Genomic DNA, 26,931 nt, shown 5'->3' with positions numbered 1-26,931 from the left:
TTACTGAGAAGATCATTACACTTTTTGTTATAGAGAAACAAAAAAGAGCCCTAAAGGACTCTTGTATTCTTAATACCAACCGTTGTTAAGCCAGAAGTTCTTGGCAGCTGTCCATGAACCGTAACGTCCTGCAACGTAGGCATCTGCTACACGTTCTTGGTTTTCAGCTGAGTAGTCACCGTTCAAGTATGAATCAGTCAACTGGTAACGTCCGATGTAACGTCCGTTTGTAGCAGTGTAGCTACCACCTGATTCTTTTTGAGCGATCCATTCTTTGGCTTCTGCTTCAGAACCACTTACAGTAGAAGCTGCTGCAGTGTTGCTTTCTGCTGCTGGAGCTGCTGGAGTTGCAGGTGTAGCTGGGGCCTCATAAGTTGTTGTTGCTGCTGGAGCTTCTTCAACTGTTTCTGTAGCTACTGGAGCTGATTCTTCCGTTGTTGCTGCTGGAGCTGCAGTAGAAGCTGTTCCTTCGATAACCAAAACTTGGTCAACATAGATAAGGTGAATATCTTTGATGTTGTTTTTTGCCGCCAATTTTTCAACAGTTGTGTTGTACTTCTCAGCGATTTCTGAAAGAGTATCACCTGATTTAACTGTGTAAGTTACAGTTTCTTGGGCAGATGCAAGTGATGGAGCAAAGAAAGCAAGCAAAGCTGCTACTCCTGCGATAGTTGTTTTAATTTTTTTAGTTGTTAATGACATATCTAAAAATTCTCCTTCCATTGGATATATCTATGATACCTTTTAAATGTTACCGTTGTTTAACGGTTTTATGTAGAAATATTACAAAAATGTTTTATATTTACCGTTTTAAGGATGTTTTTGTCACAAAAGACCTTATTTTATACTAACTTTAATCATTTTAAGCTTTTGATAAGGGAAATAAGCGCAGAGGTCCATTCTTTGATATAATAGATATAAGAATCTTTGTAAGGGGAAACAGATGCACTCACTTCGTTTTCAATCTGTCTTTGACATTATCGGACCAGTTATGATTGGCCCATCAAGTAGCCATACTGCTGGAGCTGTTCGCATCGGGAAAATCGTCTCTTCCATCTTTGATGATACGCCGACAGAAGTCGAATTCCAATTATTTAATTCATTTGCCAAAACCTACCGTGGTCATGGAACCGACCTTGCTCTCGTCGCTGGTATATTAGGTATGGATACGGACGATCCCGACATTCCAAATAGCCTAGAGATTGCCCATAAACGTGGTATCAAGATTGTCTGGACCATTCAGAAAGACAGCAACGCTCCTCATCCTAATACCACTAAAATTACTGTGAAGAATGAACACAAGTCCATCAGTGTGACAGGAATTTCCATTGGTGGGGGAAATATCCAAGTTACGGAGCTTAACGGCTTTGCTGTCTCTCTCAACATGAATACACCGACCATCATCATCGTGCATCAGGATGTTCCAGGTATGATTGCCCATGTCACAGAAGCCCTCTCTCGTTTCGATATCAACATCGCGCAGATGAATGTGACTCGAGAAAAAGCTGGAGAAAAAGCCATCATGATTATCGAAGTCGATAGTCGAAGTTGCGAAGAGGCGATTGAAGAAATCCGAAAAATCCCTCATCTCCACAATGTCAATTTCTTTAAGTAGGAGGAAACATGTTTTATTCTATCAAAGAATTGGTTGAGCAAGCAGATCTAGACTTCCAAGGAAATGTCGCAGAACTCATGATTGCGACCGAATATCAATTAACCGGTCGAGAACGGCCTGAAGTTCTCCTTCTCATGGAACGCAATCTAGAAGTCATGAAAGCCTCTGTCGAGCTCGGTCTCAGTGAAAACAAATCCCGTAGTGGCCTAACGGGTGGAGACGCGGCCAAACTAGACCGCCATCTCAAAAGTGGCAAGGCCTTATCTGACTTTACCATCCTATCAGCAGCCCGTAATGCCATCGCGGTCAATGAACACAATGCGAAGATGGGATTGGTCTGCGCCACCCCAACCGCAGGAAGTGCTGGTTGTTTGCCAGCCGTTCTCACTGCTGCTATCCAAAAACTAGACCTTAGCCACGAAGAACAGCTGGATTTCCTATTTGCTGCGGGTGCCTTTGGATTAGTTATCGCAAACAATGCCTCTATCTCAGGTGCTGAAGGTGGCTGTCAGGCCGAAGTTGGCTCTGCCTCTGCCATGAGTGCCGCAGCCTTGACCTTGGCTGCAGGTGGAAGCCCCTATCAGGCTAGCCAAGCCATTGCCTTTGTCATTAAAAATATGCTAGGCCTTATCTGCGATCCCGTCGCTGGTTTGGTTGAAGTTCCCTGTGTCAAACGCAATGCCATGGGAGCCAGCTTTGCCTTTATCGCGGCTGATATGGCTTTGGCAGGTATCGAGTCTAAGATCCCTGTTGACGAAGTCATCGATGCCATGTACCAAGTCGGATCGAGCCTCCCAACTGCCTTTCGTGAAACAGCTGAGGGTGGACTTGCCGCTACACCTACTGGTCGTCGCCTACAAAAAGAAATCTTCGGAGAATAAGCTTATCTATATCTATTAGGAGAAACTATGCCCTCTATCTCAGCAATCTTTTTTGATCTGGACGGAACCCTGGTTGACAGTTCCATCGGGATCCACAATGCCTTTACCCATACCTTTAAAGAGCTAGGAGTTCCAAGCCCTGATGCCAAAACCATTCGTGGTTTCATGGGGCCACCACTTGAAAGTAGTTTTGCAACATGCCTTCCCAAGGAACAAATCTCAGAAGCTGTGCAGATATACCGCTCTTACTACAAGGAAAAAGGAATCCACGAAGCCCAACTCTTCCCCCGAATAACAGAATTGCTTCAAGAGCTTTCTCAAAACTACCCTCTCTACATCACTACAACAAAGAATACTCCTACTGCTCATGATATGACTAAAAATCTGGGAATCCATCATTTCTTTGATGGCATTTACGGCTCTAGTCCTGAAACGCCACATAAAGCGGATGTCATCCGTTACGCCTTGCAAACGCATCAACTCCCTGCAGACCAAGTCCTCATCATTGGGGATAGCAAGTTTGATATGATTGGAGCCCAAGAAACTGGCATTAAAAAGTTTGCTGTTACTTGGGGATTTGGAGAAGAAGCTGATTTACTCAGCTATCAGCCTGACTGGATTGCCCGTACCATTGACGATATCATTAAGCAACTATAAATAATACAACAATTTGAAATTACAGAGTAAAAAGGCCAAGGTCCTGTACAAACAGAACCTTGGCCTTTTATTTATAATTAATTTGTTAGACACTCTTACTCAGCATGAGTTGTCTCATTCGCAAAGGAAATAATCGCTTCTTTGAGCTCATCTCCGCTGAGTGAACGGAACTCTTCAATCTTTTGATCGATGGCTTCTAGCGGCATGACATTTACCTTACCAACGAAAATCTTGTCCATGACTTGGTTATCAACCAATTCGGTCGAAACCAAGAGTTCTTCATAGAGTTTTTCCCCTGGGCGGATACCGACCTCAACGATTGGAATTTCACTTTCTGTGTGCCCGCTTAGAAGGACCATTTTCTTAGCCAAGTCATAGATCTTAACTGGTTTACCCATATCGAGGATAAAGACTTCTCCGTCCTTGGCATAAGCCCCAGCATGGATTACTAGACGGCTAGCCTCTGGAATGGTCATAAAGTAACGTGTCATTCGGAAGTCTGTTACTGTTACAGGACCGCCTTCAGCAATCTGACGTTCAAAGACAGGAATCACGCTACCACGACTACCCAGAACATTTCCAAAACGGACTGCACAGTAGGTTGATTTGCTACGTTGGTTAAAACCAGTGACAATCAATTCTGCCACGCGCTTAGTGGCACCCATAACATTGGGTGGATTGACCGCCTTGTCAGTCGAAATCATGACCATCTTAGGCACTTTGGCCTCATCAACAGCCTTAGCAACATTGTAAGTCCCGAGGATATTGTTCTTGAAGGCTTCTTTTGGATTGCGCTCCATCATTGGAACGTGTTTGTGGGCTGCAGCATGGTAAACGATAGCTGGTTTGTACTGCTCAAACACCTGCAAGAGACGGTCATAGTCCTGAATATCTGCAATAACAGGAACATAATCAATCCCTTGGAACGTACGGATCAATTCATGATAAACGAGATAGATTGAGTTTTCACCATGTCCAAGCAAGACAATACGCTCTGGATTAAAGCGACTAACCTGACGACAAATCTCTGAACCAATCGAACCACCTGCCCCTGTCACCAGGATGGTCTTGCCTGTAATCTCAGTACCCAGACGCGATTCGTCAAGACGAATTTCCTGACGGCCCAAAAGGTCTGTGATATCAATTTTCTGGAAGCCACTGCCTGATTGATGGAGTCCTTGAACGACTGTCTCAACCTTAGGCATCTTGTAACATTTGACGCCTAGCTTATTACACATCTGCAAGATGCGTTCGTACTCTGATGGGTCAAGCGAAGGGATCGCTACGATAACACGCTCGATTTGGTGACGTTTAGCTAATTCAGGCAGATTATCATAAGAGCCCAAAACTGGGATTCCACCTAGTTTTTGTCCCTTTTTCTTTTCATCGTTATCCAAAATCCCCACTAGCTCAAGGTCGCTAGTTGGATGTTGGTAGCTGTTCATAAAGAGGGCACCACCATCACCAGCACCAATCAAGAAGGTCCGACGGTGTTCTCCATCTCCACTACCTTTTTTACGTTTAGAATAAATCAACTGCCAAGTGATACGAGGAAGCAAGATGAGGAAGGTACTCAACAAAATGAAGAGTACGATGAAACGGATAGAAAACAATGGAAGGAAGGCATAGCAGATTCCATAAGAAAGAACACTGCTGAGCATCACTCCGAAAAAGATTTTCATGAAATCCGTAATCTTGCTATAACGACTGATACTAGCATTTAGCCCCCAAAATGCAATCATGATTTGATAAAGGAGGAAGGCTAAAAGAGTGTAGATTACATAATCCACAGGCGCAGGATTTATAAGGCCATAAAACAAGATATAAGATACGATGATGGAAACCACCATACTCAGAATATCGAATATCCCCCAAAACACTTGTTTTTGCTGTTTATTTAAAATTTCAACCAGATCAATCACATAATCTGTTAGTTTTTTATTCATAGGAATTTACTCCCCCTTAAAAGAGTCAGATGATACTGTTGTTATGATAGCCTAAATCATTCAGTCTATCGGGGCTTACTTTCTCTTTCTTAAAAGTTTGACGAAGATAAACTGACGTACAAAGCCTGGACAAAGTGCAACAATTGCCTGAATGGCTACACTTTTAGCATATTCCATGTAAGAAATTTGCCCTCGCTCAAGCATCCGTTGGCGAGCTTGACGATAGAGTTTAAGGTAACGCAAGCCACCTCGACGCTCAAACATCCCTGCACCGACACGAACCTTACACAAGATTTGATCTAGGTTCCCAGTCTTGGCACCTGCAGCAATCATATTGAGCCAAAGGAGGTCATCCTCCATGTAAAGGCCATCTTCATAGTTGCCCGCTTTGAGGATCATGTCCTTTTTGAACATCACGGTCATATGGTTAAAGGCGCTTCTCATTCTCTGATAAGCCACAATGTCTGCATGCTGAGTTGGAACACGACGATAAGACACAATCTCATCTGGATTGTCAATGAACTCTGCGATATGTCCGCCTAAGAGATCGAGATCTTCTTTCTCCATTAGCTGAAGCTGTTTCTCAAAACGATCCGGAACGGCTAAATCATCCGTATCCATGCGGGCAATAATGTCATACTGGCACTGTAAAACACCGTATCGAAGAGCCAAGCCTAAACCTTGGTTTTGTTCTAAGGGGCACCGTTTAACTGGAATGTCTGACTGAGCTTCCACTTCATCTAGCACCTGATAGAGTTCGGGTGTGAGCGGCCCGTCCTCAACAAGAACAAGTTCGCTCGGTTTCAAGGTCTGGTTTTGAACACTTTTGATAGCATCTCTTAAAAACGTCGGATTTTCCTTTACATAGACCGACATCAAGACGCTGATTTTTTGCTTTTCAGGCACAGTTTTTCTCCAATGTATAGATTTCCTTCCACTATTTTATCACAAATTCTCCTAGTTTCCTATTTTTATATCAAATCAAGGAAAATTCTAGTAAAGAAATCTGTCTCTTTTCACTTTATTTTCACTTCCATTGATTGAACTGTCTTGGCTGTCATTACTTGACATTATAAGGAAAAAACCTTAAAATAAGCTGTTATTAAAATCATCCTATCGAGGTTTTTATGAAAAAACAATCACTCTTTTTTGTTCTAGGAATTGTCTTAATCGGGACTGTTTTACGCTCTCCTTTTACTGCTCTTCCAACCATTTTAGGAGATATCGCTCAGGGACTAGGAGTGGAGGTTAGCTCTCTTGGGATTTTAACCAGTCTCCCTCTCTTGATGTTTGCTCTTTTCTCTGCTTTTGCAAGCCGCTTGGCACAAAAAATCGGACTAGAACATCTCTTTACTTACTGTCTCCTCCTCTTAACTGTTGGCTCTGTCATTCGGATTCTCAATCTTCCCCTTCTCTATCTAGGAACCCTAATTGTCGGAGCGAGCATTGCGATCTTCAATGTACTCCTCCCAAGTATGATCCAGGCAAATCAGCCTCAAAAGATTAGTTTCCTAACAACGCTCTATGTCACTGCCATGGGAATTTCGACAGCCATCGCTTCTTATCTTTCGGTCCCTATCACCCAAGCTAGTTCTTGGAAGGGACTCATCCTCGTTCTCAGCTTTCTCTGTCTGGTCACTCTGCTAGTCTGGTTACCAAATCATCACCACAACCACCACCTAGAAAGCCAAAAAGAAAAGCAAGTCAAAGAGAATATTCTAAAAAGTAAAGATGTCTGGGCTATCATTATCTTTGGCGGACTTCAGTCCTTGCTCTTTTATACAAGTATGACCTGGTTGCCAACTATGGCTGTTAGTGCTGGTCTTTCTAATAGTGATGCGGCTCTTCTGGCTTCTATCTTCTCACTGATCAGCATTCCTTTTTCGATGACTGTTCCAAGTCTAACGACTCGTCTGTCAGATGGTCACCGTCGAATCATGCTGGCAATCATTTCCTTCTCTGGGATGACAGGAATTGCCATGCTCTTGTATCCAACAAATAATTTCCTCTACTGGTTAGTCGTCCATCTCTTGATTGGAACGGCCTGCAGTGCCCTCTTCCCCTACCTCATGGTTTGTTTTTCTCTTAAAACCAGTTCTCCTGAAAAGACTGCTCAGCTATCAGGACTAGCGCAAACAGGGGGCTACATCTTAGCTGCTTTTGGACCTACCTTGTTTGGTTATAGTTTTGAGCTTTTCCAATCTTGGATCCCAGCTGTCCTTGCCCTTCTAGCCATCGATATCATCATGACCATCTCACTCTTTATGGTCGATCGGGCTGATAACATCCTCTAAACTTCTAGTTTTTACTAGGAGTTTTTTATATGTAAAATTTTTACACATATTTCTTGACAGGGCTTTCAACTTGAGATACAATATATTTGAAAAGAGTATATATAAAATTTTTATATAATATAAAGGAGGTTTCCCATGTACTTCCCAACATCCTCTGCCTTGATCGAGTTTCTCATCTTGGCTGTACTGGAGCAGGGGGATTCTTATGGTTATGAGATTAGTCAAACCATTAAGCTCATCGCCAATATCAAAGAATCTACGCTCTATCCCATTCTCAAAAAATTGGAAGCCAGTGGCTTTCTGACCACCTACTCTAGAGAGTTTCAGGGGCGTATGCGCAAATACTACTCCTTGACCAATCGGGGCGTAGAGCAGCTCGTTACTCTAAAGGAAGAGTGGACGCTCTATACCGACACCGTCAACGGCATCATAGAAGGGAGTATCCGCCATGACAAGAACTGACTATCTGACTCAGTTAGAAACCTATCTCCATAAACTACCTGAAGCTGACCGCATTGAAGCTATGGACTACTTTAAGGAACTATTTGACGATGCAGGTCCAGAGGGCGAAGAAGAACTCATTGCTAGTCTAGGAACACCAAAAGAAGCGGCTCATGATGTCCTCTCTAACCTCCTCGACAAAAAAGTCAATGAAGCCCCTGCTCAAAAGAATGATCGCCAACTGCTACACATTGCCCTCCTGGCTCTTCTAGTAGCTCCTATCGGAATTCCGGTCGGGATCGGCATCCTCATGGCCATCATCGGTATTATTATCGCAGCCGTCTCCGTCATTTTAGCATTCTTTACCGTCTCTGTAACGGGTATAATGCTAGGTGGACTTTTTATCGTAGAGAGCTTTAGCGTCCTAGTCGAAGCCAAATCTGCCTTTATCTTGATTTTTGGGGCTGGTTTGCTTTCCATTGGTGCTTCTTCTCTTGTTCTACTGGGTATCTCCTATGTAGCCCGTTTCTTTGGCCTCCTAATCGTCCGCTTGGTGCAATGGATTCTTAAAAAAGGAAAGAGAGGTGACAGACATGCGTAAATTGACGAAAGGATTTCTCATTTTTGGTGTGGTTTCTACAATCCTTGGTTTTATCATGATCATTGTAGGCGCCCAGTCCAATGGTATTCAAAGTTTGCTTGCCATGTCAAAAGACCCCGTCTATGACAGTCGTATCGAAGAAGTGACCTTTGGAAGTGAGGTGGAAAAACTTGATTTGACCCTTGAGGAACACAGCCTAACCATCACAGAATCTGTAGATGACAAGATCCATATCACCTATCATCCTTCCGTGTCTGGTCGTCACGATCTGACTACTGGCATGAGTGACAAAACACTGAGCGTCACTGACAAACAAGCCTCCCAACATCGTTTTCTCGGTTCAGGAATCGAAGGCCTACTTCATATCGCCAGCAGCTATTCCAACCGTTTTAATGAAGTTATTCTCTCCCTACCTAAAGGAAGAAGGTTGCAAGCCATCACCGTCTCAGTCAATCGTGGACAGACCTCCATCCGTCAAGCCACCCTTGAAAATGCGACAATCAAAACAAAAGGCTACCACTTAAGAATAACAGAAAGCTCCATCAAGAACAGTACACTAACGACACCTAGTATTATCAATATTTTTGATACAGAATTGACAGATAGCCAGGTCAAGACGGAGGGGGGACACATCTATGCTGAAAATATTCATGTTCACGGTAAGGTTGAGCTAGAGGCCCATTCCACTCTAACACTCATTCTCTCCCAGAAAGAGACTGACCGTATCAATCTAGAAATTTCTTCTCAGCATGGTGGTATCTATCGTCAACCCAAAGAAGAACATCGTGGACAAAAAGAGAATGTACTTGCCAACCCTTATAAAACCGAAAAAGCAGATATCAAGGATTTACTCATTGCAAAAGCCAACCAGGATATCTACCTACCTAAAGAGGAGCATTCTGCTCCATCTAGAAACCATTGACAAAAACGCTTTCATCTGCTAGTCTAAAGATAGAAAACGACCATAAAAAAGGAGGTTCCACCATGACACAAGAATGGTTTGAAAGTGCCGATCTTGAGAAGAAATCACCTCAGACAAAATCAGAAATCCAGCCCAACGAGCCAGAGACTTCGGAAACTGTGGAAGATGAACCACAAGTAAGCGAAGAAACTTCTGTCTCACCTAAAGAGTTGGAAATACATGAGGAGGAAGCTCCCGAAATGATTGAGGAAGCCCAAACCAAGGAAGAGGGACAAGGGAAAGCTGAAGAGGAGCACAAGCAAGAAAACCCTGCAAAAGAGAAAAGTATCCTCAGCAAAGCTTTAGAAAGCCCCTATATCCCAGATATTGACCCTCGTAAAACTGCCCGATTAAAAGAAGAAATCGCACTATTTTGGACTTGGCTGCTGGATGCTATCCAAGAACCAACTGCTAGCAAGACTACGGACCAAAAGCATCGTTACAGTGTCTTTGCCCTGCTCACCCTGCTGTCCTCGTTCAACCTTTTCTTTAGTATCTATCATATCAAACGCCTCTACTATGGCTATATGATTTCTATGGCTAATAGCTCTCCTAACCAGCTCCCACCTTTAGATCTCTTTGCTGGACTTTCTATCTTGGTCGCTAGCGCTCTATTTTACTTTTCCATCATTTTGGGAGGCTTTACTGTCCGACGTGTACTGGACCAGAAGAGCGACTTCACTTTTCAAGAAGCCTTTGATCGGTATAGCAGACTCTTTGCTATCCCACTTGTCCTAACAGCTCTAGCAAGTTTCTTTGCACTCTTTGGTGGCTTACGATTTGCTGGCATCCTCACTCTTCTAAGCATGGCCATCTTTGCCCTTGGAAATCTCTTTGTGATTAGCAAGCCAAGTAAGACCAGTAGCCTTGACCCATTCTATCGTTTCTTGCTAGCTGTCTTACTTGATGGAGCTATTCTCTTACCCTTCTTCATTGCAGAGCTCGCGCTGACAGTTGACTACCTTCGCATCTTGACCTTCTTTTAACCAAAATCCCTGCCATTTGTTAATGACAGGGATTTTTATGCTTACTCTTTTTTGAACAATGTCTACTCGATACTTGCCAATCCTTCAAAATCTTGTCCTAGGATGGGTTGTACTTCTAATTGATTGGCATCTAGTTGGTGGTAAAATGCTTTTGGTAGTGACTCTAGAAATCTTGCATAGTCCAAGCGAGCGATTGCTTCGTAGTCTTCGACTTTTGAACCATCACCAGAAATCGTCACTAGGTCAATCTCCCAAACAAGTTCCTTGCCTGCCAGCTGCTCGGTATAAGGAGCTGGTACAAAGGGTTCCTTTGGCAAAATTGTCTTGACTCCCTGGGCTAGGTGGTAGATACCATGCACCTTTCCTTGAGCGTCTGGGTAAAATTTCACACTGGCAAGATAGGCATCAGAGCCTTGAACCTTCTTGACTAGCTCTTCAAAACGTGCCAATCCATCCTCAGCCAAAAAGCTCTCGAGGTATTCCTTGTTGAGATAGATAGGGGACAAGAGCCCTTGGCAGTATACTAGACGAGCCGCTTTGTCAGCTAGATAATTCTGAACTGTTTGTCGGAAATAGGTTTCAAAGTCAAATCCTTCTATCCCTTCTACCACTTGCCCCAACTTGCTCGATAGGGCTTGGAGGAGAGCTTCTACAATCTCCCAGTCTGCTCTGGTAAGGAAGCCTGGAATCACCACTTGATAGCCTTTTCGACTATCCGCATAGTTCACCTTGAAGAGAAATTGCGACTGAGCTACAATCCCACACTCGATATACTCGAGACGATTGAGTGGCTGACGGAGATAGACCGCATCATAGCTATGCGACTCCAAACCCTCCACCAAGGACAAGATGGACTTGGCAGTCAAGACCTCCTGTTGTCCTAGAATGCTTTCTTTATTTGGGATAAAAAATGTTTTCGCCATAACCGGCCTCCTTTGAAATCGTTTACATATAGTATACCCTATTTTCCTGAAAGATACAGAAACAAATTTTAGATTTTTAGATAAAAAGCATAGAAAAACAGCCCCTGAGGGCTGTTTGCTTTATACTGTAGCGACTTGATCCAAGCTTTCACCGATTACAGCTAGATGCTCGATTACTTCTGCTTGTGTCAATTCATTTTCTGAAACATAGCGGTTTCGTGGGTGAACACGGCACTCGTGTGAGCATCCACGGAGATACTTGTCTTCATTTTCTTCTGATGTTAGGATACGACGGTTACAGAAGGGATTTCCACAGTTGACATAACGTTCACATGGTGTTCCATCAAACCAGTCTTTCCCTACGATGGTTGGGTTAACATGGTTGACATCGACTGCGATACGCTCGTCAAAGACGTACATTTTCCCATCCCAAAGCTCACCTTGAATTTCTGGATCTTTACCGTAAGTTGCGATTCCTCCGTGCAATTGGCCGACATCTTTGTAGCCTTCACGGACCATCCAGCCTGAGAATTTCTCACAGCGAACCCCACCTGTACAGTAAACCACGACACGCTTGTCCATGAATTTTTCCTTGTTGTCACGAACCCATTGTGGCAACTCACGGAAGTTGCGGATGTCTGGCCGGATAGCCCCACGGAAGTGTCCTAGGTCGTACTCATAATCGTTACGTGTGTCAAGGACCACTGTATCTTCGTCAAGAAGGGCTTCTTTAAACTCTTTTGGAGACAAGTATGCACCTGTTGTCTCAAGTGGGTTGATGTCGTTGTCAAAGTCGTTGTCTTCCAAACCAAGGTGAACAATTTCTTTCTTGTAGCGAACAAACATCTTCTTGAAAGCTTGTTCATTTTCTTCGTCAATCTTGAACCAGAGGTCTTCCATGCCTGGGAGGCTGTGAACGTAGTCCATGTATTTTTGAGTTGTTTCGTAGTCACCTGAAACGGTTCCGTTAATTCCCTCGTCAGCGACGAGGATACGGCCTTTGAGACCGATTGATTTACAGAAAGCCAAGTGATCTGCCGCAAATTGCTCTGCGTTTTCAATTGGAGTATAAAGGTAGTAAAGTAAGACACGAATATCTTTTGCCATAAGATTTGTTCTCTTTTCTATTCTTAAATTTTCAGAATTTTTCATTCAACTATACTAGTATACCCACTTGGGAAAACGAATGCAATTTATTTGACCGGAAATTGTATAGAGAGACCTGCCACTGCACTTCATCAGTAACCATAGCGAATCGCAGATAATTCTCTCAATTTTTTGATTTGCTTAGCTTGACTTTCTGACAAACTTAGCTTGTTATCAATCAACACACGTGAGACATCAACATTCATTTGATTCAATATAAACGGAGTAGAAGTCCCATCGTCCTTTAATCGTTTTTTATAAATCACTAACTGATTTTTCAAGGGAGTAAGTTGAGGCGCAGCCTTTATATCTTCCAATAGATGATCAATGATGGTCATCGCTTCACAACGCCTTTCTCTACCTCCAGCGAACCATTTTAATGGTGTCATTCTCATTTTTCTCCTAAAATTCGCTTATAAATTGAAACACTATAATTCCTAACTCTCATGCTAACATTTTACCCAAAGACCCTATGTAAAAAAGTCAGCAAAAATGGCAAGGTCGCTACAATATTATTGATCACATGCACCGCATAGGATGGATAAATGCTCTTGGTATAACGGGTCAAACCAGCAAAGATGATTCCAAGTGTTGCAAAGACGAAGATATCTAACAGACTAGGCAGGCTTGAAAAATGAGGGAGAGCAAATAAAATAGAAGGAAGAAGCAAATCAAGACCAAATCGCGAATCTTTAAAAAAGGCGTGTTGCAGTAATCCTCTATAGATTAACTCTTCCATCAGTGGAACCAGAAAGAACAGGGCTATATAGATACTTAGCTCTGCAAAGTTAGTCCCACTAAAACCAATCAATACAGCCCAACCTTCCGCAGTTGACTGAACATGTTTAGCTGTCTGAACGTTAAAAAAGATCTGGAGCACTACCACTAATACTGTCAAAATCGAATACCAAAGCCATTTTTCTCTTGGAATGCGAAAGAGATAACCGTGCCCTGTCTTAACCAGAATCCAAATCATGACTCCGATAAATAGCAAACTCAAGATATTTTGAATCCAGAAGAAATTGCCAATCTGGGAAGAAAATTGCCAATAGTTTTGGACAATAAGCGTCAGCTGAGAAAGGCCAAATACGAAAAATAGGTAAGAGAAGACAGCACTCATTTTGAAAAGAAGACGATATTTTTTCATAATAAATCCCCTATAGATGTATGTGTATCACATCGCATAAACCCTCAGAACCACTCTTTTCATGTTTACATCCTAAAAATCACTACCTCCCTTAGAGAACTAAGGAAGGCAGTGATCACATTTTTAGGAATTAGGAATGAATACACGAAATCAATCGTTCTTATGATTTTTTGTTTTTCAAGAATTCGTCGTATTGTTTTTGCATTTCGTTCAACACTTTTTCATAGGCACCTTCAGATTTCAATTTTTCCATCAATTCTGGAATAGCTTTATCTGGGTCTACAGTACCAGTGTTGATAGCTGTATCGAATTGTTGCATTGTGTTAGAAATTGCTGAGATTTCAGATTTCACATTGTCAGTGTTAAAGATGAATCCAAGTGCTGGAGATTCTTTAGCTTCTGCCAATTGTTTCTTAGAATCTGCAATTTGTTGGTCTGTAACGTTTTCGTTGATGTAAAGGATCCAGTTGTTACCAGTGTTCCATCCACCCATGTGAGTATTTCCTTTGTAGCCATCAAGGACGCGTACACGGTTTTCTTTACCTTCAATTTTTTCCCAGTTCTTGCCTTCTGGACCGTAAACAAGACCGTTCAAGAGTTCTGGGTTCGTGTTCAAGAGGTTCAACACTTCCATTGATTTTCCTTTGTTCTTAGAGTTGTTTGAAATGACAAAGTTAGCAACTTGTGTTGTTTGGTTTTTCTTGATAAAGTTAGTGATTGGTTTGATTTGAATGTCTTTGTTCGCAACACGTGAGAGCAAGCTGTTACCATAGTCAGCTGGTCCTACTGTTTCTTCACGAACGAACCAAGTATCTTGTTGAAGGTCAAATGAAGTGTCGCTTGTTGCTACGTCTTTTGGAATGTATCCAGCTTCATAGAATTTGTGAAGAGTCTTCAAGTGTTCTTTGAAACGAGGCACTTCGTAACGGTTTACAATCTTAGTAGTGTCTCCTTCAAGGTCGATAACAAATGGAAGTCCGTTTGGTACTGGGTAGTCAAAGTTATCAGATGGGATAAAGTTCTTCGTAACCGCAAATGGTACTACGTCTGGAGCTTTTTCTTTAATTTGTTTCAAGACTGGTTCAAGTGTTTCGTATGAAGTGACACCTGAAATATCGATACCGTATTTAGCAAGAAGAGTTCCGTTGAAGGCAAAGTTTTGAGATGATGCAACGTTAGCTGCAACTGGTACTGCATAGATCTTACCGTTTACAGTGTTCCCTTTGATGTAAGCTGGGTCAAGTGCTTTGTAAAGCTCTGCTCCTTCTTTTTTATACAATTCTGTCAAGTCAGCATAAGCACCTTTTTGAGCATTTACGACATAGTTAGATGCAAATGCGATATCATAGTTTTCACCAGATGATGTGATAACAGACATTTTCTTATCATAGTCACCCCATCCAAGGTATTGGATATCCAATTTAGCACCGACTTTTTCTTCGATGATTTTGTTTGCATTTTCTAGCAATTCATCCAAGTTGTCTGGTTTGTCACCGATTTGGTACATTTTGATTACAGGTTTTTCACCTGAAGTAGTATCTGCAGCTTTTTTGTTGTTACCTGTAAGGTTTCCACAAGCAGCAAGACCAGCAGCCAAAGCGACTACGCTAGCAGATGCAAAAGCATATTTTTTCCAGTTTTTCATGATAAAAACTCCTTTTTTTATTTTTAAACTTATAAACGATTTAATGATTTTAACTTCAGTCACTATGATGAAGTTAGGAAGGGAGAAACGGTGTTTCTCAGCAAGTGCTATTCTTTGACACCACCGATCGTCAACCCTTTAACAAAGTAGCGTTGGAAGAATGGATACAGAATCGCGATTGGAAGGGTTGCAACAACAACCATGGCCATACGACCTGTTTCTTTTGGTAGAGCAACTCCCAGTTGGCCAGATAGGCCGACTGCTTTTGCAATGTAGTCCATATTTTGTTGGATTTGCATGAGCAAATATTGCAATGGATACAAGTTGTCACTCTTGATATAAAGAAGGGCGTTGAACCAGTCGTTCCAGAAACCAAGAGCTGTCAAAAGCGTAATGGTTGCGATACCTGGTAGTGACAATGGCAAACAGATTTGGAAGAAGATCCGGGCTTCACTGGCACCATCGATACGAGCAGATTCTAGAATGGCTTCTGGAATGGTCTTCTTGAAGAAGGAACGCATCAAGATGATGTTGAATGGTGAGAGGAGCATTGGAACAATCAAGGCCCAAACGGTATCACCCAGTTGAAGCAGTCGAGTGACCACGATATAGCCTGGTACCAAACCAGCATTGAACAACATACTAAGAAGAGCGAAGATCGTAAAGAATCTGCGGTACTTAAAGGTTGTCCGTGAGATGGCGTAGGCATAAGTGGTTGTAATGAAGACGTTGGTCACTGTTCCGACTACAGTTACAAAAACTGAGATAAAGAGCGCTTGGAGGATCTTATCTTTAAACTGAGCTAGGAACTGGAATCCATCTATACCGAACTTCGAAGGGAAAAAGCTATATCCATACTGGAGGATGCTCTTTTCATCTGTCACCGAAATGATGATAACGAAGATAAAGGGCAAGATACAAGAAAGAGCGATCAAACCAGAGATGATACTAAAGAAGATATCTGCTTTCTTACTGAAGGAGTGAATGCCGACATTATCGATTTTTTCTTTTTTAATTTTCTTTTCTGCCATATTCTCCTCCTTTCTAGAACAAAGCTGAGTTTGGATCGACTCGTCTTGCAAGCAAGTTTGATAGGATAACCAGAATCAAACCGACTACTGATTGGTAAAGACCGGCTGCTGAAGCCATACCGATATCTGCTGTCTGAGTCAAACCATTAAAGACATATACGTCCAAAACGTTGGTTACATTGTAAAGCTGACCAGCATTGTGTGGGATTTGATAGAAGAGACCAAAGTCTGCACGGAAGATATTTCCGACTGCAAGGATAGTCAAAACTGTCACAAGTGGAGTCAACTGAGGAATGGTTACGTTACGAATACGTTGCCACTTGCTAGCCCCGTCCACTGTTGCTGCTTCGTAGTAGGTTGGGTCAATTCCCATGATCGTCGCATAGTACATGACACTGCTATATCCAAAGCCTTTCCAAATACCTAGGAAAAGGAGAAGATATGGCCAAATGCCTAAGTCAGCATAGAAGTTGACTTCCTTCATGCCAATGGATGTTAGGAAATGGTTGAAGACCCCTTTGTCAATGTTTAGGAAGGCATCTGTAAAGAAACTGATGATAACCCATGACAAGAAGTAAGGGAACAACATAGACGTTTGGAAAATCTTAACCATTCTCTTAGAGCGAAGCTCGCTGAGGATGATGGCAATCCCTACTGATACAATCAAACCGATAAAGATAAAGCCGAGATTGTAAAGAACGGTATTACGAGTGATGATAAAGGCATCTTTTGAACTAAACAAGAATCTGAAATTATCTAACCCGACCCATTTACTATTCACAATACTATCTATGAAACCATTACTGGTCATATGGTAGTCTTTAAAGGCGACCACATTCCCAAATACTGGAATGTAAAAGAATAGAATCAACCAGAGTGCCCCTGGTAAAACCATCAAGAGAAAGATCCAGTTATCTCTTAAGGTCTTTGAAAACTTTTTCATAATTTCCTCCCTTTTTATTCCTAAAAACTGATTTCATCGAATTTTTAGGTTTGATAACGATTACATTATTAGTATACTCCTATTTGAAGGCTAGGTTAAACTACTAATTATAGAAAAAACTCCACAAATTATTTTTTGTGGAGAAGTTTTTTATAAGAAATAGGTTTCACGAGAAACACTCTGAACAAGGGACACTGTTCTTGTTTTTATACTCAATGAAAATCAAAGAGCAAACTAGGAAGCTAGCCGCAAGCTGCTCAAAGCACTGCTTTGAGGTTGCAGATAAAACTGACGAAGTCAGTAACATCTATACGGCAAGGCGAAGCTGACGTGGTTTGAAGAGATTTTCGAAGAGTATTAAGTCGTATAAATCGTCGATGCGGTCGCAATAGTGTGCCACTGGTTGGCTGTAGTTGCTGCGAAATCCTTGTCTGCGTAGAAGTCAGTAAATGGTAGGATTTCAACTTCTAGCTCGTCGATGCGGTCAATCTGACCTGCCAGATAAGCCTCTATACGGCTTTCTGCTCGTTTGATACGTTGCAAGAGTCCGCCCATACGGATATCGACCGTATCTAAACCAAAGACCTTGTTTTCTTTCAGCCATTGGTGGCTAAAGAGAGCATGGAAGTTTTCAATCTCGCTTCTGAGTTTTGGTAATTCTTGTCTGGCGATTTCTTGCAGACTTTCTTTATCGTTTGTTTGGTAGGCCTGACGGATGCGTCGTCCCACATCCACTTTACTGCTTAAAATCTGGTTCAACTGGGCCTGAGTTTCAAAGAGATAAGCATAATTTCCTGCTTTTTCTTTGATTTCAGCAAGCGTCTCAGCTGCTTGAGCGAAGTGCGGTTTGTCCTGTTCAGGTGTCACGTGCCTGTCAAGAATCGGACAAAGAACATCCTGATAAAAGACATAGCGGTTGGGATTGATCCCGCTGAGATTGCCTGGTAGGTCTGGCAAGAGATTGGCAAGGTCAATCTGCATAAAGTCCTCAACTGATAGACCCGTATTGGTCTTGAAGTGTGCAGACAAACGGTCTAGGTCATTGCGGTAGCAGAGTTCTGCCCAGATTTGCAAGCTGGGTAGGATAGAAAACTGGGCTGTCTCGCCACCATTGTCCCCCCAACCAGTTACGATGACTTCTTTGATCTGATTAGCACGACAGGCTTTATTGGCCTCGATAGCCACTAGACGGCTGAAATGGTTGTGTGGGGTAAAACCAATCCACTTCCAAGCACCACCTGCAAAGGCGATATCTTGGCTAATCTTGTGGTGATTGCAGAAATTACGATTGTACTTTTCTTCGCTATCTTGGTAATAATCCCAATAAACCAAGGTTACACGATCTTTGAGACGGTCTAGGTAGACACGAGTTTCCTCAGGAATTTCCACATCGCGGTCGTACTGGCCATCTGCTGACATGAGTTTGAAGAACATGTCACTCCACATTTGGCAGTGGAAACCATACTTGTCTGCAATATCCAACACACGCTCCAAGTGTTGGCACATGAGGAGACTACGGTCCACAACACCGTTCAAAATGAGGTAGCGCCCCAAACCAACCAAGTGAGCTTCGTCCATCCCAATATTGACCTTGCGTGTCTGCAGTTTAGACAGAGTGGCAAACATCCCGTCAATCAAATCATAAACTTTTTCTTCACCGATAAGGAGAATGTCCTCTACATCACGGAGTTCTTGCACTTCTTTGACACCCCATTTAACGAAGGCCGACAAATGAGCCAAGGTCTGGATGCAAGGCACAAAGGTCATGTCAAACTGCTGGGCGTAGGCTTCTATTTCCTGCAACTCCTCAGCCGAGTAGGCACCACGGAAATAACCAAAGTAAGGTTGCCCCTCAATCTGATAAGTATCTTCCATGTAAAGCTCAAAGGTTGAGTAGCCCATGAGAGCCAAGACCTCAATCATCTGTTTGGCAGAAGCGACATTTAGCACTGCATTTCGCGAACAGTCTGCCATGTAGGCCAGCTCTTCGTAAGCAGCCTGTTCTTCAATCTCTACCTTATCACCTTCTACTAGAGCTGTTGCTAATAAAGACAAGGCGCGGTAAAGTTGGTGAGGTTTGCGATAAGTCAGTTGATAGTGGCCTCCCTCACCCTTGATAGAGATAGAGGCTTGGTCAGACTGAGCGACTGCAATTTCCACATCTGGTAAAGAGATATGCTTTGTCAGCAAGTCGATTGCCTGAGTTTGTTTGGGACTAAGTCCTGTAAAAATTACCATTGATTTTCCTCCTGCAGCCAGTTGACAAGGGCACCATAGAGATTGGCATCTGCATGATAGGTGCAAGCTTGGATAACAGGTGCGACCGTGTATTCTTCGTAGGTTTCGACAAATTCATCGACAGCTTTTTTGACACCTTGGATAAAGTCTGGATTTTGACTGATAGATCCTCCCAGACTAATGACATCTGGATCGATCAGATACTGGATATTGAGCAAGCCTTGAGCCAGATTACGGTTCATACGCAAAATAGCTTCTTGGCAAAGAGCATTGCCAGCTGCAGCCTCTTGGTAAATCTTGCGACCATCCCAGTCAGTCTGACCAGATTTTTCAATTACGTATCGAACCATGTTCCCTGTAGATGCTAGTTGCGACCAGTTATTGAGCTTTTCTGCTGGTGTAATGGTTGTCATGTAGCCAAACTCTCCTCCCAAGCCGTGGCGACCTCGGTGAAGCTTGCCATTGATAATCATGGCACCGCCGATTCCTGTCCCAATCACGACACAGGCTGCATTTTCAATCTCTGGGTGAGCCAGCAGTTCACTAAGTCCAACACAGTTGGCATCATTTTCTAGATGGACGGGTAGCTTGTGATGGGCAAGAGCTTCATACCAAGAAAAGCCATGGATGTAAGGCACAGCACTGATCCCCTCAATCACACCTGTTTCTTGATTGACCGCGCCTGGAACGCTCATGGCAATGCCCTTATAATCTTTCTCTGCCAAGCATTTGTCTAGCCAAGTCAGTAAATTCTCCAAGTTTTCTGGCGTCGGCGTACTTGTCTTATCTAGTATTTTTCCATCAGGAGTCAGACTGGCAAACTTAATCCCAGTTCCTCCAATATCAATGGTTGCAATCATCATATTTTCACCAAAAAAGGGGCGAATCAGTAGTTAATCCTTACTCTTTCGCCCTTCCTTTCTATCTCATAGTATTAGTTATCAAACACTTTAAAACTGTTAAATGTCTTCTTTTTTAATCAATTCTGTGCGAATTTCTTGTGGAGCCAATAGTCCTGAATGAACTGGATATGGTCGCTCAAGTAAGTCAAGAATGGTTTGTTGGTGTTCTGATATACGCACATTTTCTTGACTCATATTGTAGTAACGGAGTACATATCCTTCTTCATTTTCCGCCACTTTAAAGGCTGTTGGGCAAACTTGTGGTAAGCTAAGTGCCGCATGACTCAAGAGGCTACCAGTCGTAGCAACACTTCCTTCTTGTTTAGTAAGCTGAAGACTAGTAAATGGTGTTTGGAAGGCTTTGGCACGACGGAAGGCTGAGAAGCGTTCCCCTGCTTGGTGGCACTCAAGTGCAAACTCGACTTCAAACTCACGCAAGCACTGAGCCTCTGGTGTTGGGAAGTAACCCCAGTCACCTAACTCACCTGAGGCACGAAGAATGGTCACGGCAATGGTATCGTCTCCAAGGATTTCATACTCGTGCAATCCTTTATTAGCCACTGTCACCCCTTTTTCATCATCATACAGACTGACGAAGGCTTGTTGGTGTTGAGGATTTTCAGGATTTTCCCAAGAAGCAGCTGGTTTGTTTGGTCGTGTCACCACCTCATAAATGCTTTCCGAATCATTGCTTGGACGCGTATTATGAGTCTTAACCAAGAGACGGATACGGTGGTCCTTGGCTGTGTTAGTAAAGCGAGTCTTGAAACGAATTTGTGGATTGTCAACAAAGACGGTCATCTCTGTTTCCATAGGAAGGGTTGTCAATTCTTCTGAGCGCCCAGCTTCACGCGTCATAAACTCGATGATTCCTCTTTGTTCCGCATCCAGTTTTTCGTCTGCACTTACTGGAATTGTCAATTCATGCTTGAGCAAAATCTTGGCAAAACGAGCTGTATTTTCCAAGACTTCACAGCCTTTGAGTTCTGCGTAGATAGGCTCTGTTCCTTTTGGTTGGAAATAGATGTACTCATTTCCAATGTCACCACGGTCTTCAAAACGAAGAACATCTTCATAAGCTTCATGAGTTGTCTTGTCGTAGACTGTGATGTTTTCATCCACACTTACCGTTACAAATGGCGTATCAATCACTCCATTTTGGTAAATACCGTCACGGTGTTCTTGTTCTCCTTCGAGCAATTGGAAGGTTGTCCAAGAAAGTGGTGCTAGATGAACAGGAACTGTCACGCGCACTTGACGAGCAATACGAGCTTGACGGAACTTGTCTTTTGGTAAATCGTACTCAAAGTTAGCTCCCAGATCTTCGATTTTCGCTTCTACAGCATGGCCTTCCAAGTCTTCGACACGGTAGCTTGGCAAGGTCAAGGCTGCCATTTTCTTATAACCTTCTGTTGGGTGTAATTCCTTGAAATCACAAACCGCCACATCAATCACTGTGCTGACAGTGTCAACCTTGTCATGCAAGCCTGTGTTGATGACCGTAAAGAGATGGTCGCTTTGAGCTTCCTGAGTTGCAATTTTACCCTTCCACTCGTTGAGAAGGTTGCTCTTAACAAAATTTCCGACTTGGTTAACCTTAGCAAAACGTGTCTCCATCTCGCGGTGAACTTCGTCAATACTACAGCCACAGATACTATCATGGGGCGCATTTTGTAGAAGGACTTTCCAAGCATAGGTCAGCTGATTCTTGTGGTTATGTCCGCCAGTGATAACAGTCAATGGTTCCACTACTTGTTCCAGCAAGTTACTGTTTTCTTGGAAGGCTTGTTTAAGGTAGATACGAGAAGATGATGTATTAGCAAGTGTGTACCAACCATCAGTTTCCTGGCTGGTTAACTCACCTGTGACCGTTGATAGGTGTTCAGGAAGTGCACTTTCCACTGCTTGCACATAGTCATCAAATGAACTATGCACAAAGGTCACATCTGGGAAAAGTTCATTTGCCACACGAATGGCCTCACTCAGATTTCGCTGTACAGGCTGGTGGTCACAGCCGTTCATCATCAACCATTGGTTGGTCGAAGCGTAGTCACGCACGTCTGCCAATTTTTGTTTCCAGAAGGTCAAGGCCTCGTCTTTATCCACTGGAATTTCATTTCCATTACTGTACCAGTTGGCAAAGAGAATACCGAGGACACGACTTCCGTCTGCACCCTGCCAGTACATTTCTGAAAACTGGGAAGTAAACTGCTCATCTTCGAGAACTTGGTTGTCAAATCCTATCGGCTTCACACCACGCCCAAAGGCTGCCACGTGAATGCCTGATTTTTGAAGGATTTGGGGAGCTTGTCCCATATTTCCAAAGGTATCTGGGAAGTAACCAATCTGGGTTGATTTGCCCCATTTTGCACATTCAGCTTGACCAATCAAGGTATTGCGGACGTTGGCTTCACTTGAAATCAAGTAGTCATCCTGCAAGATGTAAAAGGGACCAATTTTAAGTTTGCCTTGGTCGATGTAACCTTGGACCTTATCGCGATTTTCAGGGCGAATTTCCAAATAGTCATCAAGGACAATGGTTTGTCCATCCAAGTGGAAACTCTTGAACTCAGGGTCATTTTCAAAGAGATCAAAAAGATTGTCAAACAATTCCACCAACTGCATCCGGTGGCTTTCAAAAGGCAAGTACCACTCACGATCCCAGTGACTATGTGAGATAATATGTACAACAACATTTTCCATGAAGTAAAACCTCATTCTAAATTTAAATTTTAACGTTTTAAATGTGAATTTGTGATTCTTTACAAGAATCTATCGAGCTAAAACTCATTATCGAATATCCAAGTAATCCAAGACCAACTCGCAGAACATCATGTTGGCCCAAGAGAACCATTCACGAGAGTAAAGCGTTGGGTCGTCCACGTGGAAGCTCTCATGCATGACACCTGTGCCCCCATCGCAAGCAACCAGCTGATCCAGCAAGAATTTCTTCTCTGCCTTATCACTTGTTGTCAAGCCTTGGGTAGAAAGGGCGATTGGCCAGATATAGCGATAGAAGGTATGAGAACTTCCGAGACCGCTAGCGTATTCTCCTTGGTAGAAGTATGGATTTTCAGGGCTCAGAATGGTACGGCGTGTGGCTTGATACACTTCGTCTTCAATGTCGCAATAGCCCAGATAAGGCGCCGCCAGCAGACTAGGTACATTTGGATCATCCATGATGCTAGCATTCCCTAAACCATCCACTTCAAAGGCGTAAATCTTTTCGCCCTTGCTGTTGGTGGTGTAGGCATAATTTTCGATGCCTTCTTGGATCTCTTCTTGGAGACGCTTAGCGTCAGCAATAATACCCTCGCTATCAGCTAGATCCAGTTCTGCAAAGATTTCTTGCACGTACCCCAAGACTACTACAGCAAACATATTGGACGGAATCAAGTAGCTATACTGGCAGCAGTCATCACTCGGACGAAAAGCTGACCAGGTCATACCTGTCACTGCAAAGTCAGGTCCAAAGCCATCATTTACCAGAGTATCTTCCTTGCGGTCTGTATCCCGAACGAAACGATAAGGAGAATTGTTGTGGTCTTGTTCCACCGTCCACAGATGAAGAATTTCCTTGGTCGCTGCGACAAAAGTCTCATCAAACTGACTAGTCTCTCCAGTCTCTTTCCAAAGGAGATAAGCCAACTGCAAAGGATAGCAAAGTGAGTCCACCTCATACTTGCGTTCCCAAATCCAGCCATTAAGGTCGGTATGGTCAGTCTCATGGTGCCCCTTCCAGTTTTCCTCAATATTGAAGGAATTGGCATAAGGATCCTTGAGTACCAAGGTCATCTGACGCTTGACCAGACCTGCAATGGTCTGACGCAAGAGAGGATCTTTTTTAGCCACATGAAGGTAGGGTCTGAGTTGGGCCGTCGAATCCCGAAGCCACATAGCAGGAATATCCCCTGTCAAGACAAAAGTTGAGCCATCTTCTAGAATCTCGACCGTATTGTCCAAGGTGTCGGTGTAGCAACGCTCAAAGACATCCACCCACTCCGGATGGTCCTTAGCCCGCTCTGCTACTTCGTCTAACCATTTTCTAACAATTTCTTTCGAATAAATCATCGTGCAGTTTCCTCTTTCAAACAAGTTTCATGTTCAGTATATAGTTTTTGAGACAGAAAATACATACACAAATGATAGTCATTTTTCTACAAAATTGCTTACTTTCGAACCCCATATCTAAAGGCCTCATTTTTCTGATATAATGTAGAAAAACAGCTAAAGGAAAGACTATGAAACCAATACTTGAAACCATCGATACCCGCTTTGGGACTGCTAGCAAGCATGCCTTCTCTCGGGGAAATACCCTACCATACACAGGCGTGCCTTTTGGGATGAATTATTTTGTGCCCCAGACCAGTGACCAGGAGGGAGCTTGGTTCTTCGATCCGCATCTGCCCATTTTTCAGGGGATTCGATTAACCCACCAACCCAGTCCTTGGATTGGGGACTACTCTTGGCTCCTTCTGACACCTGTTACAGGCCAGCTAGGTGGAGACAGCCTCTTCCATCGTCAGTCTTCCTTTGACCTAGATAAGGCCTCTTTCCAGCCTCATTATCTGAAGATTTTCTCCCTGCGCTATCAGATTGGAACCCAGCTCACACCGACTTGCTATGGCGCTTCTATTCGTTTGGAGCAAAAGCAAGGCAAAGCCCTATCCCTCTATCTTCACGCAGCAGATGAACTGACAGTAGAACAAATAGATAAGCGGACTCTTGCCCTGCGTCAAGAGGGAAAAACAGAGACCAACAAAAATCCGCTGATACTGTTCACAGTCCTGCAAATGAATACGGATATTCTTGCTATCACACAAGAAGAGGGAGACTGGCGAATTGACTTAGCAAGCAGTCAAGCCGAGATTCAACTAGCGACTTCCTTTATTTCTCCTTCTCAAGCGCTATTTAATCTACCTCAAACGGACTTTGATAGCTGTAAAGCAAATGCCCAAGCAGACTGGGAAAATCTCCTACATCGTTTTGATGTGCTGGAAACAGGAAAGGCTGACCGAACCTTCTTTGACCACTGCCTCTACAGACTCTTCCTCTTCCCACAGACATTTTATGAAGTGAACGAGTCAGGGCAAGCCATCCACATGGATCTAGCTACTGGTACTGTCAAGCCCGGCATCCTCTTTAGCAACAATGGTTTCTGGGATACCTTCCGGACTACATTTCCCCTCTTTGCCCTTATCATACCGGAACACTATCGTCTCTTTTTAGAAGGCTTTCTCAATAGCTACCGCGATACTGGATTCCTTCCAAAATGGCTGGCCCCAGATGAACGTGGCATGATGCCCGGTACCCTTTTAGATGGCATTATCGCAGATAGCGCCTGCAAGGACATGGCTCCCAATTTGGAAGAAGAACTCCTCCAAGCCATGCTGCAGACAGCCACCAAGTCCGACCCTCTCGGCATCAATGGTCGTCACGGACTAGCCCAATACCAAGAATTAGGTTATCTTTCTACCGACCACAACGAAAGTGTCAGTCACACCCTTGACTACGCCTATAGCGATTTTTGTATCGCCAACTGTGCCGAAAAGCTTGGTCAGAATGACATCGCGGAAACTTATAGAACTTCGTCACAAAATTACCGCCATCTATTTGACGCTGAGACAGGTTACATGCGAGCCCGAGACAGCCAAGGAAACTTCCGCCCTGACTTCTCTCCCTATAGTTGGGGACGCGACTACGCCGAATGCTCTGCCATTCAAGCGACTTTAGGCGTACTCCATGACATCCCAGGCTTAATCCAGCTTATAGGTGGAAAAGAAGCCTTCAGCAATTATCTTTTGAAAGCCTGTCAGGACGCTCCTCTCTTTGAAACCACCGGCTATGGTTACGAGATTCATGAAATGAGCGAGATGGCAACAGCTCCCTTTGGACAACTCGCCATCTCCAACCAGCCTAGCTTCCACATACCTTATCTCTTTCGCTACAGCGACTACACTGACTACACTGCTCTACTCATCAAAACCTTGCGTCAGAAAGCCTTTCACCCCAGCTGGGAAGCCTATCCTGGCGATGAGGACAATGGCAGTCTCTCTGCTTGGTACATCTGGTCAGCTCTTGGATTCTACCCGACCTGTCCAGGCAAACCAAGTTACGATCTCGGAATTCCTCTCTTTGACCACCTCCGTATCCACCTAGCTAAGGAAAATAAATGGCTGGATATCCATGCCGAGCAAAACCACAGCCATTTCAACTTTGTCAAAGAATGCCGACTGGACAAGACCATAGTATCTAGCCTTCAACACCAAGACCTCTTGAAAGCTGAGCAACTGACCTTCACCCTCAGCTGGCTACCAAATCACTCCTAAATCATAACCACCCGTCTAACGGGTGGTTTGCACCAGGGCTATAAGCCCAAATCACCAGCCAGCGCCTAAAGGCGCTGGCTTTCACGTTGTTCAAGCCTCATTGCTCTTGACTCGTCACTTGCCTCTTAAAGAGGCTTTAGTATTACTTACCACTATCCCTAAAGGGATCCTCATATTCTTTTACACTTAATTTATCTAGTGCTATATCATGCTTTTCCTGTTCTTGAATATATTTCTTAATTGTG

Annotated in this window: 23 protein-coding genes and 1 pseudogene; 9 read left to right on the top strand and 15 right to left on the bottom strand. The window is 43.4% G+C overall.

Going from position 1 to position 26,931, the window contains the following annotated elements:
- Positions 1-69: 69 nt before the first annotated feature.
- Positions 70-702, bottom strand: coding sequence for an aggregation-promoting factor (gene apf, locus D8844_RS07345; protein ID WP_125423068.1), 633 nt, complete (start codon positions 700-702; stop codon positions 70-72).
- Positions 703-943: 241 nt separating this feature from the next.
- Between apf and sdaAB the strand changes: the two genes are divergently transcribed.
- The 3 genes from sdaAB to D8844_RS07330 are packed head-to-tail and all read left to right on the top strand — an operon-like array spanning position 944 to position 3,153.
- Positions 944-1,615, top strand: a complete 672-nt coding sequence (gene sdaAB / locus D8844_RS07340; RefSeq protein ID WP_000555868.1) for an L-serine ammonia-lyase, iron-sulfur-dependent subunit beta — start codon at positions 944-946, stop codon at positions 1,613-1,615.
- A gap of 8 nt (positions 1,616-1,623) precedes the next feature.
- Positions 1,624-2,496, top strand: coding sequence for an L-serine ammonia-lyase, iron-sulfur-dependent, subunit alpha (gene sdaAA, locus D8844_RS07335; protein ID WP_000500029.1), 873 nt, complete (start codon positions 1,624-1,626; stop codon positions 2,494-2,496).
- A 27-nt stretch (positions 2,497-2,523) separates the two neighbouring features.
- A complete protein-coding gene (locus tag D8844_RS07330) occupies positions 2,524-3,153 on the top strand; it encodes an HAD-IA family hydrolase (RefSeq protein ID WP_125423065.1) in 630 nt (209 codons plus the stop codon).
- A gap of 95 nt (positions 3,154-3,248) precedes the next feature.
- On the opposite strand, the gene D8844_RS07325 is transcribed toward D8844_RS07330, so the two are convergent.
- Complete coding sequence (locus D8844_RS07325) at positions 3,249-5,099, bottom strand: nucleoside-diphosphate sugar epimerase/dehydratase (RefSeq protein ID WP_042903043.1); 1,851 nt, start codon at positions 5,097-5,099, stop codon at positions 3,249-3,251.
- A gap of 75 nt (positions 5,100-5,174) precedes the next feature.
- The gene (locus tag D8844_RS07320; RefSeq protein ID WP_076984248.1) at positions 5,175-6,005 is read right to left on the bottom strand and encodes a glycosyltransferase; all 831 of its coding nucleotides are present in this window, start codon (positions 6,003-6,005) and stop codon (positions 5,175-5,177) included.
- Between the two features lie 221 nt (positions 6,006-6,226).
- Between D8844_RS07320 and D8844_RS07315 the strand changes: the two genes are divergently transcribed.
- The 5 genes from D8844_RS07315 to D8844_RS07295 all read left to right on the top strand — a co-directional run bounded on the left by D8844_RS07315 (position 6,227) and on the right by D8844_RS07295 (position 10,382).
- A complete protein-coding gene (locus tag D8844_RS07315) occupies positions 6,227-7,393 on the top strand; it encodes a CynX/NimT family MFS transporter (protein ID WP_000744871.1) in 1,167 nt (388 codons plus the stop codon).
- 135 nt (positions 7,394-7,528) lie between these two features.
- Positions 7,529-7,855 carry a PadR family transcriptional regulator gene (locus tag D8844_RS07310; protein ID WP_000273860.1) on the top strand — a complete coding sequence of 109 codons (327 nt, stop codon included), beginning with the start codon at positions 7,529-7,531 and terminating at the stop codon, positions 7,853-7,855.
- Positions 7,842-8,435, top strand: a complete 594-nt coding sequence (locus D8844_RS07305) for a DUF1700 domain-containing protein (protein WP_125423062.1) — start codon at positions 7,842-7,844, stop codon at positions 8,433-8,435. Before D8844_RS07310 ends, D8844_RS07305 begins: the two co-directional genes overlap by 14 nt.
- Positions 8,428-9,357: a DUF4097 family beta strand repeat-containing protein gene (locus D8844_RS07300; RefSeq protein ID WP_125423059.1), complete on the top strand. Its 930-nt coding sequence runs from the start codon at positions 8,428-8,430 to the stop codon at positions 9,355-9,357. Before D8844_RS07305 ends, D8844_RS07300 begins: the two co-directional genes overlap by 8 nt.
- Positions 9,358-9,419: 62 nt before the next feature.
- Positions 9,420-10,382, top strand: a complete 963-nt coding sequence (locus tag D8844_RS07295) for a DUF6574 domain-containing protein (RefSeq protein WP_125423055.1) — start codon at positions 9,420-9,422, stop codon at positions 10,380-10,382.
- Between the two features lie 62 nt (positions 10,383-10,444).
- Here D8844_RS07295 and D8844_RS07290 read toward each other — a convergent pair whose 3' ends face one another.
- The 11 genes from D8844_RS07290 to D8844_RS07240 all read right to left on the bottom strand — a co-directional run bounded on the left by D8844_RS07290 (position 10,445) and on the right by D8844_RS07240 (position 24,428).
- The gene (locus tag D8844_RS07290; protein ID WP_125423052.1) at positions 10,445-11,305 is read right to left on the bottom strand and encodes a DUF4299 family protein; all 861 of its coding nucleotides are present in this window, start codon (positions 11,303-11,305) and stop codon (positions 10,445-10,447) included.
- 120 nt (positions 11,306-11,425) lie between these two features.
- Positions 11,426-12,412: an oxygen-dependent tRNA uridine(34) hydroxylase TrhO gene (gene trhO, locus D8844_RS07285; protein ID WP_044021553.1), complete on the bottom strand. Its 987-nt coding sequence runs from the start codon at positions 12,410-12,412 to the stop codon at positions 11,426-11,428.
- Between the two features lie 131 nt (positions 12,413-12,543).
- Positions 12,544-12,840, bottom strand: a complete 297-nt coding sequence (locus tag D8844_RS07280) for a bacteriocin immunity protein (RefSeq protein ID WP_185757677.1) — start codon at positions 12,838-12,840, stop codon at positions 12,544-12,546.
- A 68-nt stretch (positions 12,841-12,908) separates the two neighbouring features.
- Positions 12,909-13,598 carry a CPBP family intramembrane glutamic endopeptidase gene (locus D8844_RS07275; RefSeq protein WP_125423046.1) on the bottom strand — a complete coding sequence of 230 codons (690 nt, stop codon included), beginning with the start codon at positions 13,596-13,598 and terminating at the stop codon, positions 12,909-12,911.
- 160 nt (positions 13,599-13,758) lie between these two features.
- A complete protein-coding gene (locus tag D8844_RS07270; protein ID WP_125423043.1) occupies positions 13,759-15,243 on the bottom strand; it encodes an ABC transporter substrate-binding protein in 1,485 nt (494 codons plus the stop codon).
- Between the two features lie 107 nt (positions 15,244-15,350).
- Positions 15,351-16,274, bottom strand: coding sequence for a carbohydrate ABC transporter permease (locus tag D8844_RS07265; protein WP_125423041.1), 924 nt, complete (start codon positions 16,272-16,274; stop codon positions 15,351-15,353).
- Positions 16,275-16,287: 13 nt separating this feature from the next.
- Complete coding sequence (locus tag D8844_RS07260; protein ID WP_000714584.1) at positions 16,288-17,217, bottom strand: ABC transporter permease; 930 nt, start codon at positions 17,215-17,217, stop codon at positions 16,288-16,290.
- A 357-nt stretch (positions 17,218-17,574) separates the two neighbouring features.
- The gene (locus D8844_RS07255; protein ID WP_125423038.1) at positions 17,575-19,455 is read right to left on the bottom strand and encodes a beta-N-acetylhexosaminidase; all 1,881 of its coding nucleotides are present in this window, start codon (positions 19,453-19,455) and stop codon (positions 17,575-17,577) included.
- The gene (locus tag D8844_RS07250; RefSeq protein WP_125423035.1) at positions 19,449-20,318 is read right to left on the bottom strand and encodes an ROK family protein; all 870 of its coding nucleotides are present in this window, start codon (positions 20,316-20,318) and stop codon (positions 19,449-19,451) included. The genes D8844_RS07255 and D8844_RS07250 overlap by 7 nt, the downstream gene beginning before the upstream one ends.
- 96 nt (positions 20,319-20,414) lie before the next feature.
- Complete coding sequence (locus D8844_RS07245; protein ID WP_125423032.1) at positions 20,415-23,060, bottom strand: alpha-mannosidase; 2,646 nt, start codon at positions 23,058-23,060, stop codon at positions 20,415-20,417.
- Between the two features lie 87 nt (positions 23,061-23,147).
- Complete coding sequence (locus tag D8844_RS07240; RefSeq protein ID WP_125413856.1) at positions 23,148-24,428, bottom strand: glycoside hydrolase family 125 protein; 1,281 nt, start codon at positions 24,426-24,428, stop codon at positions 23,148-23,150.
- A gap of 170 nt (positions 24,429-24,598) precedes the next feature.
- On the opposite strand from D8844_RS07240, the gene D8844_RS07235 reads away from it, so the two are divergent.
- Positions 24,599-26,686, top strand: a complete 2,088-nt coding sequence (locus D8844_RS07235) for a GH92 family glycosyl hydrolase (protein WP_084943189.1) — start codon at positions 24,599-24,601, stop codon at positions 26,684-26,686.
- A gap of 142 nt (positions 26,687-26,828) precedes the next feature.
- Here the strand turns inward: D8844_RS07235 and D8844_RS07230 are convergent.
- A pseudogene (locus D8844_RS07230) lies at positions 26,829-26,931 on the bottom strand (IS200/IS605 family transposase); the annotation flags it as partial.

The sequence above is a fragment of the Streptococcus oralis genome (genome assembly GCF_003942875.1).
Classification (GTDB): domain Bacteria; phylum Bacillota; class Bacilli; order Lactobacillales; family Streptococcaceae; genus Streptococcus; species Streptococcus oralis_BX.
This window is presented reverse-complemented; position numbering and strand designations above follow the sequence as displayed.